General features: G+C 34.2%; 17 protein-coding genes. 5 read left to right on the top strand and 12 right to left on the bottom strand.

Going from position 1 to position 16401, the window contains the following annotated elements; translation table 11 throughout:
- Positions 1-49 precede the first annotated feature (49 nt).
- Positions 50-865, bottom strand: coding sequence for an acyl-ACP--UDP-N-acetylglucosamine O-acyltransferase (gene lpxA / locus E0W69_RS15270; protein ID WP_131330917.1), 816 nt, complete (start codon positions 863-865; stop codon positions 50-52).
- 281 nt (positions 866-1146) lie between these two features.
- Here lpxA and E0W69_RS15265 point away from each other — a divergent pair, with 281 nt between their 5' ends.
- Positions 1147-2301, top strand: coding sequence for a glycosyltransferase family 2 protein (locus E0W69_RS15265; RefSeq protein WP_131330916.1), 1155 nt, complete (start codon positions 1147-1149; stop codon positions 2299-2301).
- Between the two features lie 19 nt (positions 2302-2320).
- Here E0W69_RS15265 and E0W69_RS15260 read toward each other — a convergent pair whose 3' ends face one another.
- The gene (locus E0W69_RS15260; RefSeq protein WP_131330915.1) at positions 2321-2704 is read right to left on the bottom strand and encodes a RidA family protein; all 384 of its coding nucleotides are present in this window, start codon (positions 2702-2704) and stop codon (positions 2321-2323) included.
- Between the two features lie 150 nt (positions 2705-2854).
- On the opposite strand from E0W69_RS15260, the gene tsaB reads away from it, so the two are divergent.
- From tsaB to E0W69_RS15240, 4 genes are read left to right on the top strand one after another with little or no spacing between them, the layout of a single operon-like run.
- Complete coding sequence (tsaB, locus tag E0W69_RS15255; protein WP_131330914.1) at positions 2855-3553, top strand: tRNA (adenosine(37)-N6)-threonylcarbamoyltransferase complex dimerization subunit type 1 TsaB; 699 nt, start codon at positions 2855-2857, stop codon at positions 3551-3553.
- A gap of 26 nt (positions 3554-3579) precedes the next feature.
- Entirely contained in the window at positions 3580-3915 is a 336-nt protein-coding gene (locus tag E0W69_RS15250; protein WP_131330913.1) for an ArsR/SmtB family transcription factor, read from the top strand.
- A 60-nt stretch (positions 3916-3975) separates the two neighbouring features.
- Positions 3976-5388, top strand: coding sequence for an MBL fold metallo-hydrolase (locus tag E0W69_RS15245; RefSeq protein ID WP_131330912.1), 1413 nt, complete (start codon positions 3976-3978; stop codon positions 5386-5388).
- 5 nt (positions 5389-5393) lie between these two features.
- On the top strand, positions 5394-6467 hold the full coding sequence (locus E0W69_RS15240) for an acyl-CoA dehydrogenase family protein (RefSeq protein ID WP_191967877.1): 1074 nt from the start codon (positions 5394-5396) through the stop codon (positions 6465-6467).
- On the opposite strand, the gene E0W69_RS15235 is transcribed toward E0W69_RS15240, so the two are convergent.
- From E0W69_RS15235 to E0W69_RS15190, 10 genes are all read right to left on the bottom strand, one after another.
- The gene (locus E0W69_RS15235) at positions 6462-7376 is read right to left on the bottom strand and encodes a S66 peptidase family protein (RefSeq protein ID WP_131330910.1); all 915 of its coding nucleotides are present in this window, start codon (positions 7374-7376) and stop codon (positions 6462-6464) included. The genes E0W69_RS15240 and E0W69_RS15235 overlap by 6 nt on opposite strands.
- Positions 7376-8401, bottom strand: coding sequence for a S66 peptidase family protein (locus E0W69_RS15230; protein WP_131330909.1), 1026 nt, complete (start codon positions 8399-8401; stop codon positions 7376-7378). The genes E0W69_RS15235 and E0W69_RS15230 overlap by 1 nt, the downstream gene beginning before the upstream one ends.
- Positions 8402-8453: 52 nt before the next feature.
- The gene (locus tag E0W69_RS15225) at positions 8454-8834 is read right to left on the bottom strand and encodes a DUF423 domain-containing protein (RefSeq protein ID WP_131330908.1); all 381 of its coding nucleotides are present in this window, start codon (positions 8832-8834) and stop codon (positions 8454-8456) included.
- Between the two features lie 5 nt (positions 8835-8839).
- Positions 8840-9190, bottom strand: a complete 351-nt coding sequence (locus tag E0W69_RS15220; RefSeq protein WP_131330907.1) for an RNA recognition motif domain-containing protein — start codon at positions 9188-9190, stop codon at positions 8840-8842.
- Positions 9191-9746: 556 nt separating this feature from the next.
- A complete protein-coding gene (gene cls, locus E0W69_RS15215) occupies positions 9747-11201 on the bottom strand; it encodes a cardiolipin synthase (RefSeq protein ID WP_131330906.1) in 1455 nt (484 codons plus the stop codon).
- Positions 11202-11270: 69 nt separating this feature from the next.
- On the bottom strand, positions 11271-12299 hold the full coding sequence (gene pheS / locus E0W69_RS15210) for a phenylalanine--tRNA ligase subunit alpha (protein ID WP_131330905.1): 1029 nt from the start codon (positions 12297-12299) through the stop codon (positions 11271-11273).
- 54 nt (positions 12300-12353) lie between these two features.
- On the bottom strand, positions 12354-12866 hold the full coding sequence (locus tag E0W69_RS15205) for a DUF2480 family protein (protein WP_191967876.1): 513 nt from the start codon (positions 12864-12866) through the stop codon (positions 12354-12356).
- 100 nt (positions 12867-12966) lie between these two features.
- The gene (locus E0W69_RS15200) at positions 12967-15078 is read right to left on the bottom strand and encodes a peptidylprolyl isomerase (protein ID WP_131330904.1); all 2112 of its coding nucleotides are present in this window, start codon (positions 15076-15078) and stop codon (positions 12967-12969) included.
- A 126-nt stretch (positions 15079-15204) separates the two neighbouring features.
- The gene (locus E0W69_RS15195) at positions 15205-15834 is read right to left on the bottom strand and encodes a lipoprotein signal peptidase (RefSeq protein ID WP_131330903.1); all 630 of its coding nucleotides are present in this window, start codon (positions 15832-15834) and stop codon (positions 15205-15207) included.
- Between the two features lie 30 nt (positions 15835-15864).
- Positions 15865-16275 (bottom strand): VanZ family protein, encoded by a 411-nt coding sequence (locus tag E0W69_RS15190; protein WP_131330902.1) that lies wholly within the window; start codon positions 16273-16275, stop codon positions 15865-15867.
- Between the last annotated feature and the right edge of the window lie 126 nt (positions 16276-16401).

The following is a 16401-nucleotide window of genomic DNA, read 5'->3' as shown; positions in this document are numbered from 1 at the left end:
TAAGTCGCTTATTTTTTAATTATTAAGATTTTCTAGTATTCTACTAAATTTATTCTGCATCTGCAGTGAGCTCTTCACCCAAAAGGGACATCGGTGCACCTTTGATAATTCCTAATTTACTTGATCTGATAAATTCCAAAACTTCATCACGTACTTCCGTTTGTGCAAATTCACTCTCAATAGATTGTATAGCTTGAGAAGTATTCAATCCACGGTTATATACATAACGATAGATTTCCATGACCAAGTTAATTTGTTCGGATGTAAAACCTCTCCTTTTTAAACCAACTACATTTATCCCTCCAAAACTAATTGGATGTCTTACCGCTTTAACAAATGGAGGTATATCTTTATTAACCAAAGAACCACCACCAGTATAAGAATGAGCACCTACATGGGTGAATTGTTGAAATGCGCAACTGCCTCCTATAATAGCCCATTCATCTACAGTAATATGTCCTCCAAGTTGGGTACTATTACTTATAATACAATGGTCACTAATGATACAATCATGTGCAACGTGTGCATATGCCATGATCAAACAGTTTTTACCAATAACTGTTTTCCATTTATCTGAAGTTCCTTTGTTTACGGTTACACATTCTCTGATTGTTGTGTTGTCGCCGATCTCCGCAGTAGTCTCTTCTCCTGCGTATTTAAGATCCTGCGGAACAGCAGAAATTACAGCTCCAGGAAAAATTTTACAATTTTTCCCAATTCGTGCACCTCCAAAAATGGTTACATTACTGCCAATCCATGTACCTTCTCCAATTTCAACATTGTCATGTATAACAGAAAAAGGATCAATTTGTACATTCTGAGCAATTTTTGCTCCTGGATGTATGTATGAAAGAGTATTACTCATTTACTAATTTTAAAATAACAAATTGGAGTTTTCCACGCAACTTGATTATTACTTATGCCAAATGGGGCGCAAAAATAGACAAATTAATGCATTATTTTCATTTCTGCGAAAAAACACCTCATTATTATTTGCAAAATCTTTGTTATATCAAAAATAAGGCAAGAATTAATGAAAATTTAATTTTTAATAATTATCTATGATATTTTATAAATTATAACAAAATCTTGCACTTTTATTTACGTTAATATAATGATTATCTATTTTTAAACGATTTTATATACATGGCTTTATCCTTATCAGTTATTATTGTACATTATCAAGTCCCTTATTTTTTAGAGCATTGCTTGTATTCTTTGCTATCCGTGGACAATAATATGGATAAAGTACAAATTATAGTTGTTGATAATGCTACATTTCTGCCAAATAACGTATTAATGGAAGAAAAATTTCCAGAAGTCCAATTTATTTACCTAAAAGAGAATGTAGGTTTTGGTAAGGCAAATAATGAAGCTTTAAAATATGTAAGTAGTGATCTTGTGCTATTTCTAAATCCTGATACTATCATAACAGAAAATGTTCTAACTAGTTGTATTAGACAATTTGAATTGGATGCTTCTATTGGAGGATTGGGTGTGAAGATGTTGGATGGCAATGGTTGTTTTTTGTCTGAAAGTAAACGAAGTATACCTACTTTCTCTGTGTCATTGATGAAATTAACAGGATTGTCGACTATTTTTCCTAGTTCAGCTTTCTTTAATAAATATGCCTTGGGCAATGTATCAAAGGATTCTGATTGTTTTATTGATGTTATTGCGGGAGCCTTTTTTATGGCGAGGACAACTGTCGTGAAGTCTATTGGTGGTTTTGATCCACAGTTTTTCATGTATGGAGAAGATATTGATCTTTCGCAACAAATAATATTGAAAGGTTATTGCAATTATTATTTGGGTACGCAATCTATCTTGCATTTTAAAGGGGAGAGTACCAAGCAGAATAAATCCAAGCATGTAAAAGTTTTCTACGAGGCAATGATTTTATATGTAGCGAAATATTATAGAAATTGGAATAAATTATTATTTAAATCCTTTTTAAATGGAGCAGTTAAAGGACGTGCATTATTTGAAAGATTAGGTAATAAGGTTGCAAATACTAATTCATTTCATCCTAAAACGATTTGTTTTATGGGAGATTCGTCCATATTTGAATCAGCAGAATCTATTCTGAAAAAAAATATTGAAGGGTTTGAAATAATTGATCAACAGAAGTTAGATGGAGCAGATACCGTATTGTTTTGTGTTGGAAAAAATTGGAGCTACAGTCAAGCATTAATGTTTATGCAAAAAAATAAAACACGTTACCAATATTTATTTTATAAAAAGAGTTGTGCTATAATTGGTAGTAATAATAAAAAAGAAACGGGAATTCAATGGGATTGAAAGTCCCGTTTCTATAAGATTAATCTAGATATGCAGTAACGCTAATCTCGACATTTACATTTTTAGGTAAAGTTTTGACAGCAACACATTCTCGAGCAGGTTCATTTTTTGTAAAATATGAACCATAAATTTCATTTACTTGAGCAAATAGGGACATATCGCTTAAGAAAACTGTTACTTTAACTACATTGTCCAAAGTGGCACCTGCTTCTTTCAAAATTGCTAAGATATTTTTAAATACTTGATGCGTTTCCTCGTCCACCGTTTTATTTACCAATTCCATAGAAATTGGGTCTAAAGGAATCTGTCCACTTACAAATAAAAAATTTCCAGCTTTTACAGATTGATTGTATGGTCCGATAGGCGCCGGCGCATTTTTCGTATTTATTATTTCAATTGCCATGATTTTTTTATTTAATTCTTTCAAAAGTGCTGTAATATTAATTTATTTCAAATAGAATTGAATATTTTTCTCATATTATTTATTTTTGTTACTTTTAGGTTGTTTAAGAAACAACAAGATATAAATTTTTAGAGCTTATCAATTATCAAAATGTCTTTGATTTTATCATTAGACGCATCGACAGATAGAGCGAGCGTCGGATTGTATAGAAATAACGAGAAAATTGACATTTTAGAAAACTTTGAACAGAGAGACCACGCTTCATTTATCCAACCAGCCGTTGTTGAAATTTTAGACAAATCTGGAGTTTTATTCCAAGATTTGGATGCAATCGCAGTAACAGAAGGTCCTGGCAGTTATACTGGATTAAGAGTCGCTATGGCATCTGCCAAAGGTGTCTGCTATGCTCAAAACAAACCATTAATACTTGTAAATACATTACAAGCAATGGCTTTGGCGGCAAAAGAAGATTATGTTTCTAATATTGGAGATGCATTATTTTTTTGTCCGATGATCGATGCAAGACGTTTGGATGTTTTTACGGCGATTTATAATCAAGAGTTAGAATTATTGACAGATATACAAGCTATTACATTAGAAGCAACTTATTGGGATAATTGGCTTGAGAAAGGTAAGTTGCTTTTTAGTGGCAATGGTGCTTCTAAATTGAAACCACTTTTAAATGTGCAAGCTAATGCTCAGTTTCTAGACGTAACTATGAATGTCTCACAAGTAAATACGTTGGCACAAGCAAAATTTGCTATTTCAGATTTTAGTGATGTCGCTTACAGTCAACCTAATTATTTCAAAGAATTTTATACAACAGCAAAACCCACGTCAACAAATTAGTTGCACTTAAAAAACAAAAACTATTTATGTCACAACAGCAGATTTTATTAAAAAATCCAGAGTCGAAATCAGAAACTTCCATTGATTTTATTCAATTGAAGAAAGCAGCTTTGACATTAAGAGCTTTAAATCACAAATTAAGACTACAGATTATCAAATTGATTGATGAAAAGCAGAAGTTGACTGTAACAGAAATCTATATCAAATTGAGAATCGAACAGTCCGTAGCCTCTCAACATTTAGCTATTTTGCGTAGAGCCAATATCGTGGATACGCAAAGAGAAGGAAAATTTATCTACTACACTTTAAACTACGCACGTATTGATGAAATCAATGGATTCGTAGGTGATCTTTTGAAATAAATTAATTCCTTTTTGGTCGCTTATCTTTTTCGTAATTTTGCGTAGAATAATCTTAAGTTTATGTACGTAGAACAGATTTATACAGGATGCCTCAGTGAGGCGTCCTATTATATAGAGGATAATGGCGAAGCGGTAATTATCGATCCAATGCGAGATCTTGATAATTATCTTGGGTTGGCAAAAGATAGAAACGCAACGATTAAGTATATTTTCGAAACACATTTTCATGCAGATTTTGTGAGTGGGCATTTGGACTTGAGTAAGGCAACTGGAGCACCAATAGTTTACGGTCCGGATGCGAAGCCCAACTTCAAAGCCATCATCGCAAAAGATCATCAGACTTTTCCTATTGGAAATATTTCCCTAGAAGTTTTACATACACCTGGACATACATTAGAAAGTACTTGCTATCTTCTCAAAGATGCTGATGGTAAAGAATATGCTGTGTTTACGGGTGATACTTTGTTTGTTGGAGATGTTGGTCGTCCTGATTTATCCCAAAAAGGTGAATTGTATACGCCAGAGGATCTTGCTGGATTGATGTATGATAGTTTGCATGCAAAAATTTTCCCTTTACAAGATGATGTGATCGTTTACCCTGCACACGGTGCGGGAAGTAGCTGTGGAAAAAGTTTGAGTTCGAAAACATTTAGTACTGTAGGCGAACAAAAAGAGACCAATTATGCACTCTTATCTAAAAGTAGAGGTGAGTTTATTTCCAATGTAACGGACGGTCTTTCTACGCCTCCAGCTTATTTTCCGATCAATGCTGAAATCAACAAAAAAGGATATGCTTCTTTGGATTCTGTGTTGGAAAACGCATTACAGGCGTTGGATGTAGACTCATTTGAAGTAAAATCTAAAGAGGAAAATGTAATCATTTTAGATACAAGAAATGAATCAGATTTTACGGATGGCTTTATCCCAACAAGTATTTTCATAGGCTTGAATGGCCGATTTGCAGAATGGGCAGGCAGTTTATTGCCGTTTGACGCGACGCTATTATTGGTGACAGATGAAGGTAAGGAAAAAGAAACGGCGACAAGATTGGCGAGAGTTGGTTTTGAAAAATTTGGTGGTTATTTGAAAGGAGGATTTGACGCTTGGAAAAATGCTGGAAAGCAGATTGATTTGGTTGTCAATATACCGGCAGACGAAGTGGCTATGGATTACCAATTTGATGATAATTTGATTATTTTGGATGTACGCAAAGAAAGTGAATATGCAGAAGGACATGTTGTAAAAGCAGACAATATTCCTTTGGATAAATTGATTGATCCTGCTGGATATTTGGCAGATATGGAAGAATTGTTCAATGTGTATCTGCATTGTGCTGGCGGTTACAGAAGTGTTATTGCAGCTTCTTTAATCAAAAGACAAGGATTTCATAATATCCATAATATTTTGGGTGGTTATGCTGCGCTAAAAGAAACGAAGATTCCTACGGAAAAAAGTAAAAGCGTTTTAAATTAATGAATTTGAACATTGCAAATCATCCATCCGAATTGCTAAAAAAAGAATGGATTGAAATAATCAGAACAGATGCAGCGCAAGCAGAAAAAAATAAAAGGCTAACTGACAAACAGTTAGCTCTTTTTTATTCCCAAAAATGGTTTCTTGCATTGGTTCCCAAAATATATGGTGGATTAGAATGGACGTTGCCAGAAATTGTTCGCTTTGAAGAAGCTATTGGTTGGGTAGACGGTTCGGCTGGTTGGGTATTTACATTATGTAGTGGTGCCGGCTGGTTTGGTGGCTATTTGGATGAAAATTTTGCCAAATTGATTTTTGCAAATCCCAAAGCTTGTTTGGCTGGAAGTGGTGCACCGACGGGTATTTTTGAAGCCTTAGAGAACGAATACCAAATTTCTGGTAATTGGAAATATGCGAGTGGCGCTCCAGATGCTACCGTTTTTACAGCGAATTGTATTTCCAAAAATGATTCAGAAATTATTCAATCTTTTTGCTTTTTGAAAAATGAAGTTGGGATTTCTAGTAGTTGGAGCGAAATTGGTTTGGTCGCATCTGCTGGACATTCATTTGAATTAGTGAAAAATGAAGTACCTAAAAATAGAATATTTGCCATTGATGAAAATCATCCAATTATAAATACTGCATTGTATCGATATCCATTTCATCCATTGGCGGGGGCGACAGTTGGTGCGAATCTATCAGGCATGACGATTCACTTTATAGAAGAGTGCAAAAAATATTTTTCTATAAAAAAGGGAAAAGATGGTAATCTTCTTTCAGAAAATGCGCATTTGAATTCCATTGTATTGGATTTGGAAGGTCAATTAGAAAATGTCCGTCAAGAATTATTTACAAATGTCGAATCAACTTGGCAGGATGTAGTTGCAGAGAAATTAGATATCGACTATTCTCATGTAAATGAATCTGCGCAATCTTTAGCTAGAACATGCCGGGACATTGTCAATATGCTTTTCCCATATTGTGGTTTGACCATAATGCATCATGATACATTACTAAATCAAATATGGAGAGACTTTCAAACAGGAAGTCAACACGCTTTATTTTTTCCAGAATTATAGTTCCTCTAATGTGGTAGCTTTTTTTTGAACGTCTAATTTGAATTTGACGCCGACCTTCAATGCAACATTTCGCTCTGTATGACCAACCGGAAAGTTGAAAGCAATGGGGATTTTATATTCTTTTAAATCATTCAAAATTGCTTCTTCCATGGTCGAGCCAAAAGGTATGGTTGTGTCTTTCATATCCGAAAAGCTTCCGATAATAATACCTGCTAAGTTTTTGAAAAAACCGGCTCTTTTCAATTGCCATATATATCGATCAGCGCCATAAATATATTCGCCAACTTCTTCGATAAATAATATTTTTCCTTTTGTTTTTGGTGCAGAAGGTGTTCCTAAAGAATGCGCTAGTAAACATAAATTACCTCCAATTAATTCTCCTTGACATTTGCCTAAAATGTTTAACGGTTCGGCATCGATTTTGTATTTCAATCGGTCCCCAGTAATTGCAGGAAGTAAAGAATTGCGATATGTTTCAGATGCTACTTCTTTATTAAATGCGCCCGCCATGGGTGCATGCAAAGATGCAATTCGCAGCTTATTTTCTAGATGCAAAAGCAATAAGGTGATATCACTATAGCCAATGATCCATTTGGGTTGTTTTTTAAATTTGGAGAAATCTAACCTGTCGATAATACGACTCATACCATATCCTCCACGTCCGAATAATATCGCCTTAATGTTGGTGTCATCCAACATCCTTTGTAAATCATCCAAACGTTCTTGATCCGTACCTGAAAAATAGTGAAATTGACCTCCAAGTGTTGGGCCAGTTTGGACTTTGAAACCTTGTTCTTCCAAAAAAAGAATACAATTTTCGGCATTTTCCTTTGGCATGTAGCCTGATGGACAAACAATTCCAATCGTGTCACCTTGTTTCAAATATGGAGGTAAAATGAGCTCTTTCATTATTGTATTTCTTTAAAAACTATATTGGATGCGGATACTTGTAAATGGTGTTTCACGCCACACTTAATAGCAAAATTATTTACTTGATGTCCGACTGGAAAATCAAAACAAATCGGATAATCGTACTCTTTCGTTTTTTCTAAAATGATTTCATACATGGATAAACCAAAAGCATCTGCAGGATCATCGTCAGGCTTGATTTTAAATCCGCCGATGATCAGTCCTTTCAATTCTGCTAATTTTCCTGTACGCTTTAGATTCCAAAACATACGATCTACATTGTACATCGGCTCCTCAACTTCTTCCAAAAAGAGAATTTTCCCTTTTGTTTGGATTTCAGATATGGTACCTGCTAAGTTTTCTATTGTGCGTAGATTGCCTCCAATTACTTCCGCATCTGCGATGCCAATCCTGTTATAAGAGTTTGGTAAAATATTATAATTAACAGCCTCTCCAAAAAGCGCTTTTTGTATGGAAATAATGGAGTCTTTGCGTAATTGTTCTGCCGTCTGCCATACATCAGGAAAACTATTGCACATTTTGGAATGAATCGTCGCAATACGCTGATTGCTATTGATGTGACTATGCAAAACCGTTACATCACTAAAACCAATAATCCATTTAGGATTTTCTTCCAAAAGATTAATATTTATAGCATTAATTATTCGAACAATCCCATAACCACCTCGAGCACACATGATCGCTTTGACATTTGTATTTCGAAGCATTTTTTCAAAATCCTCAATACGTTCTTGATCTGTACCTCCAAATGTGCCCCATTTTTTGCCAACCGTTTCACCAATTAGGATTTTCAATCCCCATGATTGCATTACTTCCAATGAAGGTTGTATTTCTTCTAATGAAATATGTCCTGCCGGACAAGTTATTCCGATCGTATCGCCTGATTTTAAATAAGGAGGAATTGTGATTTTCTTTCGAGTAAGCGTATTTGCTTTAGTAGAAATGGAAAGTGCTGCAGCACCAAAAGCTAAACTTGTATTTTTTAGAAAGTCTTTACGATTCATGTGTGCGTGAAGTTAAAGAATACATGAATTTTGTGACGTTTTTTCTCCAAAATTAGAGAAAATAGGCTACTAGACTACCCCAGCCAATTATGAGAAATAAACCACCTAAAGGAGTTATAGGTCCCAAAAACTTAAGATTTTTCTTCCAATAATCGGCAAAACTTAAAAAATAAATACTTCCAGAAAACAGAATTGTGCCGATCACAAAACATCGGCAAGCCCATATCTGACTGGAAGTATTGAGTGGGAGTGCAACTCCTACAATTAATAAGACGATTGCATGATACATTTGGTATTTTACATCAGTTTCAAAACTTTCTAATCGCTCTTTCGAAATTAGTTTTTTGAAATAGTGCGCGCCAAATGCACCAAGTATAACAGCGAAACCACCAAATATTGCTCCGATGAGCAAGAAGATATTTTTAGGCTCCATGTAGATTAATAACGATTTTGAGATCTACCATTAGGTCTATTGTAATTACCACCGCCACCTTGTCTTGGACCTTGTGGTCTGAATCCACCTTGTCTTGGGCCTTGTGGAGCGCTTGCTTGTTCGGTTGCTTCTTTGATAACCAATGGTTTGCCCGCCATCTTTACACCATTCAATGTAGTAATAACACTATTCGCTTCTGTGTCTACAGGCATTTCCAAAAAACCAAATCCTTTACTCTTTTGAGTTGCTCTATCCATAATCACTTTTGCAGATGCAACAGTGCCGTATAACTCAAACATTTCTTTAAAATCTACATCGTCAAAATCACGAGGTAGTCCAGCAACGAATAATTTCATATAAATAAATTAATAAGCCACAAATGTACGTTCCCTATCTATTCTACAATCAAAATTATCGAATTCCGTTGATAGTTTTAACTTTTATTATGGGAGTCGATATTTTTTTATAAAACCATATTTTTGGATGAGCTAAATTTTTAATACTTTTATACTGAAATTTACTGGAGATAATTGACCAACACTTTTTTAATGGCTTTTTTATATTTTTTTAGGAAACATATAGCAGTAATTTTATATGTATTATAATGTCAATAACTTTGATTCTTATTGTACTATTTTTATGCTTAGTAATTTTGGGTAACCTAAATAAAAAATATGCAAATATTTATATTTAAATATTTTTTAGTTTAATCTAATTTATTAATTTTGTTTCTCTCTAATTGAAATAAGTAATTTAAAAATAAATAATAATCTACTTGGTTTTAAATTTACCTAGTGGTTATTAAAAATTAGGTGTTTTTCATAGGTTAGCAAACGGAACGAAGCGTCTTGTCTAAGATATTTTTAAACCGATTTGTAGTAGAACTGCTCTTTTCAGAGCGGTTCTTTTTATTTATAATAAAGAGGAGGAAAGTTTTGCAATATTGGAGATTAGTTTTTCAGATACAGATCTTTCTTTCCAAATGGCAGGATTTATTTTATCGGCATTATTGATATCATCATAAAAATTAGCTGCTAATTCTTGAGCAATCGTTGGATTATATATATGGGCATTGACTTCAAAATTTAAATCAAAACTTCTAATGTCCATATTGGCAGTTCCTATGATTGCAATTTCCCGGTCACAAACCATTGTTTTACTATGTATAAATCCTTTTTTATATTGATAAATCTCAATACCTACATCTAGTAAATCATCAAAATATGCAGAAGTTGCAGCACCTACAATTTTAGAATCAGAATGAAATGGAACTAAAATTTTTATTTTGACACCACTAATTGCTGAAATCTTTAAGATATTGAGAACTGAAGATGAGGGTATGAAATAGGGAGTTGTGATTAATACCTCCTCTTGTGCACTAGCTATCGCTTGCATTAAAGCAAACATAATTGTTGGGTTTTCACTATCTGGCCCACTGGAGACGATTTGAATTGTCTTGTTAAATTTTGACTTCTCTTTTATTTGCGGGAAAAAGTCTTCATTAGGCGTGAGGTATTGGTTTGCGGCAAAATTCCAATCACATAAAAATATATTTTGTAATGAATAAGTTGCTAGTCCATCAATACGAATATGTGTGTCCCTCCAATAACTATGTTGTTTACTGTTTAAGTCATTGCGGTATCTATCTGAAATATTCAATCCTCCAACGAAAGAAGTGATTCCATCAACAATAACAATTTTGCGGTGATTTCTATAGTTTACTCTATTTGCAAATTGAACAAATTTTAATTTCATAAATGGGTAAATCTCAACACCATATTTGCGTAATTCCTCCGCATATTCATTACGTATGCCCATGCTTCCAAAATCATCATAAATAATTCTTACTTGGATACCTTGTTGTGCTTTCTTTATTAGTAATTCTTTTAGTTGTTTGCCAGTTTGGTCATTTTCAATAATATAAAATTCTATATGAATATGTGATTTCGCTTTTTCAATACTATGAAATATTTCAGGAAAGGTAAGTTCGCCATTATTCAAAATTTTGACATCGTTGTGTAGTAGCACAGGACTGAACGAATCTTTTGCTACAAATCTTGCTGTTTTTTCTTGTCGTAATAAGGATTCATTTTGGGAAAGAAAAGCTGCGGTATTTAATGAATGAAAATAATCGGTGATACTTTTGTCAATGTCTTGATCTGCCAATAATTTTCGACTGTATAATTTATTTTTACGTTGATTGATGCCGAGAAGTAGATATATAATAATACCTAAGAGTGGTAGGAAAATTACTAATAGAAGATAAGCGAGTGTCTTACTAGTGTTTTTGGTATTGAGGACAATATGTATACAAAATCCAATAATAATCGGAACGTATAAATATTCTAAAAAGAGCAAACTGTCCATCGTTACCTTAAATTTCAATAAATATAACGCAAAAAAAATGGTTGTCTAATATTGACAACCATTTTAATATTAAAGCGCTCCAGAAAATTCTTTTAGAAAACGCAAATCATTTTGCGAATATAAGCGTAAGTCATTTACTCGATATTTCAATTGGCATATACGTTCCATACCCATTCCAAAGGCAAATCCTGTATATTTTTTGCTATCGATACCAAAGTTTTCCAAAACATTAGGATGTACCATTCCGCTACCTAAAATTTCCACCCAACCTGTATGTTTGCATACATTACAACCTTCGCCACCACAGATTAAACAGCTAATATCCATTTCCGCACTTGGTTCAGTAAATGGAAAATAAGATGGACGGAAACGAATTTTCACATCTGGTCCGAACATTTCTTTTACGAAGAAATATAAAGTTTGTTTCAAATCCGCGAAACTCACATTTTCTGCTACATATAGACCTTCTACTTGATGGAAAAAACAGTGTGCACGCGCGCTAATTGTTTCATTGCGGTAAACACGACCTGGGCAAATAATGCGAATAGGTGGTTTTTGTTTTTCCATCGTACGCGCTTGCGTGCTACTTGTGTGCGTACGCAAAAGCCAAGACGGATTTTGATGAATGTAAAAAGTATCCTGCATATCACGTGCTGGATGATCTTCTGGAAGATTCATCGCCGTGAAATTGTGCCAATCATCTTCAATTTCGGGACCTTCAGCAACAGCAAATCCTAATTTGCGAAAAATAGAGATGATACGATTTCTAACTAAACTGATCGGGTGTCTTGTTCCTACTGGAATTTGTTGTCCAGGTAAAAACAAATCTTCATCTCCCGCAGCATTTTCTAAATCTTCTTCACTTTCTTTAAGTGAATTATATTTATCTTCTACCAACAATTTGAATTCATTCATTGTCTGACCAAAAGCACGTTTCTGCTCATTAGGGACGTTTTTCATTTCGCCCATCAAAGCTTTTACGATTCCTTTAGTACCCAAATATTTAATTCTGAAGGCTTCTATTTCGTCTTTATTTGTTGCAGTTGCGGCGCTTATTTCATTTTTAAGCGTGGCAATTTGTTCTAATATTTCTTCCATGATATAAGTGCGCAAATTTAATCAATGTAGATGTAAATAAACGATATTAATTTGCTATTTACGTTTAAATACGGGAACGGTGCTGCAAGGTTCTCCGTACATGATGCTTTTTGCTACAGGTAAAAGTAATTCTGTGATTTTATAATAAGCCGAAGCGGGTATATTTTTATCTCCACAACCTTTGATTACGACACGCACTTCTTCCAAATCATTTATTTCTAATTGATTTTCAATATTTGAAAGAATTGTTTTTTCTATCCATTGTTCTTGCGTACCGATAAAAACTTCTTTTGCATTGGCTTTTAAATAGGACGCCAATAACATGTATGCCCAATGAGGAATCAACGCATCAACGGAACAAATGATACAAACAATCTTCCCATCATACTCGCTCCAATCTTTTTCGGATAATTGCTTTCTGAAATCTTTTTCTTTTAAAATCATCTCCATAAATAAATATCCTTTGAGATCCAACGTAATGAGATTGGACGTTTCAGGATAATATTTAGCCAAATCCAATGTCTGAATGCCACTCAACGCAATCTTATTAATTATTTCTTCTGCCATATCCATGCTGATTTTGGATATCAAAGTTAGTATTTCCAAACATAAAAAAAGCGTTAACGAAATCTCGTTAACGCTTTTGAAGTATGATTATCTTCTTCTACTAATAAAAATTGGATCTGTAATCTTTGATGTCTGCAGATTCAATCAATGCATTCAATGCACTATTACCACTTTGTTGTAGTAAAGATTGTTTCAATGACTGACGGATTTGATCAGGGGAGCCACCAGTAGCAACTGCACTGATATTTTTACCTTGAATAGCAAATACGCCGCTATTTCCAGCTAATGGAATAGTTGTTTTGTTCAACATAGATTTATTGAATGCAGCACCAACAATTTTTGGTTCACTTCCTATACCTGGTATAAAGCTACCTGAGAATGAAATGCTATCCGCATTCAATACTTGAACGCCAGCTGATTTTGCATAATCAGCAAGAGAACTACCTTTGAATTTAGTGTTGATGATCAACGCAGCTTTTTTCTCATTTCTAACAATAGGCTCAACTGTTGCACGAGCAGATGCCGCATCAGGCAAACCTGGCTTGTGAATCGCTGTAATTGCAGCTACAATGTATAAATCTCCGACTTGTGTTGGCGCAGAAATATTTCCAACTTTATTATCGTAAATCCATTTTACAAATGCTCTATTTTCACCTAATTGACCTACGTTGAAATCATTTTCTTGAATATTTGCTAATGGAATAACATTCAGTTTAGATTTTTCAGCATTGCTAATCAATGATTTTGCATCTGGGCTAACTGCAGCAAATTGGGCAGCTGCATTACTTGCTTTATCAATGGTTGTTGCACTTGCTTCAATTGGTTTACCTAGATAGGCAATTTTATACCCCATATCAGTTCCTTTACGAGAAAGAATTTCTACAAAATGATAACCGTACGTTGTTTTTACTGTTTTCTTTTCACCCACACTTCCTGTAAATGCAAAATCGTTGAACTCTGGGACCATTTTACCTGGAACTAAATCTTCATATTTTCCACCATTTCCTTTAGATCCTGGATCGTCAGAATATTTTGCACAAATAGAATCAAATGAAGCTCCTTGATTGATGGCAGCAATCGCGCTGTCTAATCTTTTCAAGGCGGCACTATCGTCTCTTACTGGAGTCAACTGACCAGAATTTGGATCTTGTTGTTGTGTTGCAACGAGTATGTGACGAACGGTTACTGTATCTGCAATTGGCGTTTCAGCAACCAATCTCGCTAAAACAAAACTTTGTCCGTCATTATAAGGTCCGTAGATATTACCAACACCAACATGGAAAATAGAATCTTTGAATGGATCTTGTATAGATTTACCACCGATATAGCCACCATAATAGGGAACGGTTGCTCCTTGAGCAGATAAAAATGCTTTAACATCTGTAGCACTAGCAAAATTAGGTTTCAATTGAATCAATTGATTTTTGATATCTGTTGAGTCACTTTTTGTAGCTGCAGCATTGAAACTTACATAGGAAATACTACGAGTTTCAAATTTTTGTTTGAATTGTTTTTCATGTTTTTTTACATACGCCATGATTTCGTCGTCAGAAACTTTTACTTGATCATCAGGAACGGTTGTGTAAGGAACATTTACATAAGAGAAACTAGCTACAGAATTGTTGTCCGCAGTTTCTTTTTCGGCCAACCATTTTGGAATATAAGTAGCGTTAGTTATCAATGTTTGATATTTCTGTGCCAAAGTTTGGTCGATCAAAGGTTGTATATATGCTTTTTCAAACATTTGAACTTGTGGATTATTCAAGTTCTTTTTGATTTGGGCAAATTGTTGTCTCGCCATATTTACGTCATACATTCCTGTTTTAGGATCTGTAAATTGTTGACGCATAAATTGAGGCGGATTATTACCAAACAAAGCATTGTCCAATTCGCCAGATGTGAAGGCCAAGCCTAAAATGTCATATTGTTTTTGTAATGCAGTCAATTGTACTTCATAATTCCACACTTGACCGATCATTTGATCACGTGGAGCAGCATTTTGACCTTGCATTTGTTGGATAAGATCAAGTTGGGATTCGAAATCAGCTCTTTCAATTTTTACTCCATTTACTTTTCCGATAGTAGTCGTATTGGAAAATAAATTTCCTCTGCTAAAGGAAGAGTCCATTAGGATAAAGGCAATTAGTGCAAGAGCGATGAGGACAAAAATTATCCAGGCACCTTTCTCTTGAATTTTTTGAATAACAGACATAATTTGTTCTACTTAATTTTTATAAGACGGCAAAAATAATGGTTTCGAACAACTGAACAAACTGTCCATATATTATTTATGCCAATTTGGAAAACAATTTTTAAATTTTTTTGTAGGGAAATGAATTTACACGGCGTTATTTTCCACTTTTTTTGGGAAAAATTTGCTTTGAAAAACAAGCAAACTAATCACTCCCGTAGAGATGGACATATCCGCTAAATTAAAGACAGGATCAAAAAATGTAAATCTTTGCCCGCCCATAAACGGAACCCAATTGGGTAAAATAGTATCGACCAAAGGGAAATAAAACATATCTACCACGCGACCATGTAAAAAGCCAGCGTAACCGCCTTCTTTGGGAAATAAAGTCGCAATGTTTTGCATATAAGGATCGCTGACATTAAATATTTTTCCATAAAAAATACTATCAATCAAGTTCCCAGCGGCACCTGCATAAATTAAACATACACAGATAATAAAGCCTCGTTGCATCTCTGCTTTGACAATTTTCTTAATGTAAAATGTACCCCAAATAACGGCAATCAATCTAAAAACAGTCAACGCAATTTTACCCCAATCCCCACCAAATTTCATACCCCAAGCCATGCCTGGATTTTCAATAAAATGTAAATGGAACCAATTACCCAAAACGCGCACATCTTCACCCATGTAAAAATGAGTTTTTACATAAATCTTGATGAATTGATCCAATGCCAAAATGATGAGGATAATAAAAGCCGTATATTTAAGTTTCATTTTTATAGAGAAATTAATTGAGAGAAAGCGTTAAGCGATTTGGATATTTTTTTTCTTTTGATATTGGTTAAATATGTAACGCATACAGAAATAGGATAAAATTGCCCCGACGGTATCCGCTACCATATCCCAAACATCAAAATCGCGATCAGAAGTGCAATATTTTTGTACAAATTCCATCGCACAACCATACAAAGAAGAAGCAATAGTAAACCAAATCAAAATTTTGCTCGATGAACTGTATCTTTTAGCTAGTGGAAGTGCCAACCAGAAAACCATGGCGCCAAATAACCCAGCATGAACGATTTTGTCAAATTGAGGAATGACAGAAACGGATTCATCCTCAAATGTTTGTGGAGGTAATGTCAGTAGTAGAAATATCAATACAGCCCATAAGAATGCGGGAATGTATAATAGAATCCACTTTTTATTTGATGTCATGCCTAGATTAAAATTTCAGCAAATCTAAAAGATTATACGTAATTGCATTCTCTCTTGTAGACATTTCTGCTAAAATGAAATTTGTATTCGGAAAATTGTACCATTTTTAGGAAAAAAAATACATTT

It is taken from the genome of Rhizosphaericola mali (assembly GCF_004337365.2).
In the GTDB taxonomy this organism is placed as follows: domain Bacteria; phylum Bacteroidota; class Bacteroidia; order Chitinophagales; family Chitinophagaceae; genus Rhizosphaericola; species Rhizosphaericola mali.
This window is presented reverse-complemented; position numbering and strand designations above follow the sequence as displayed.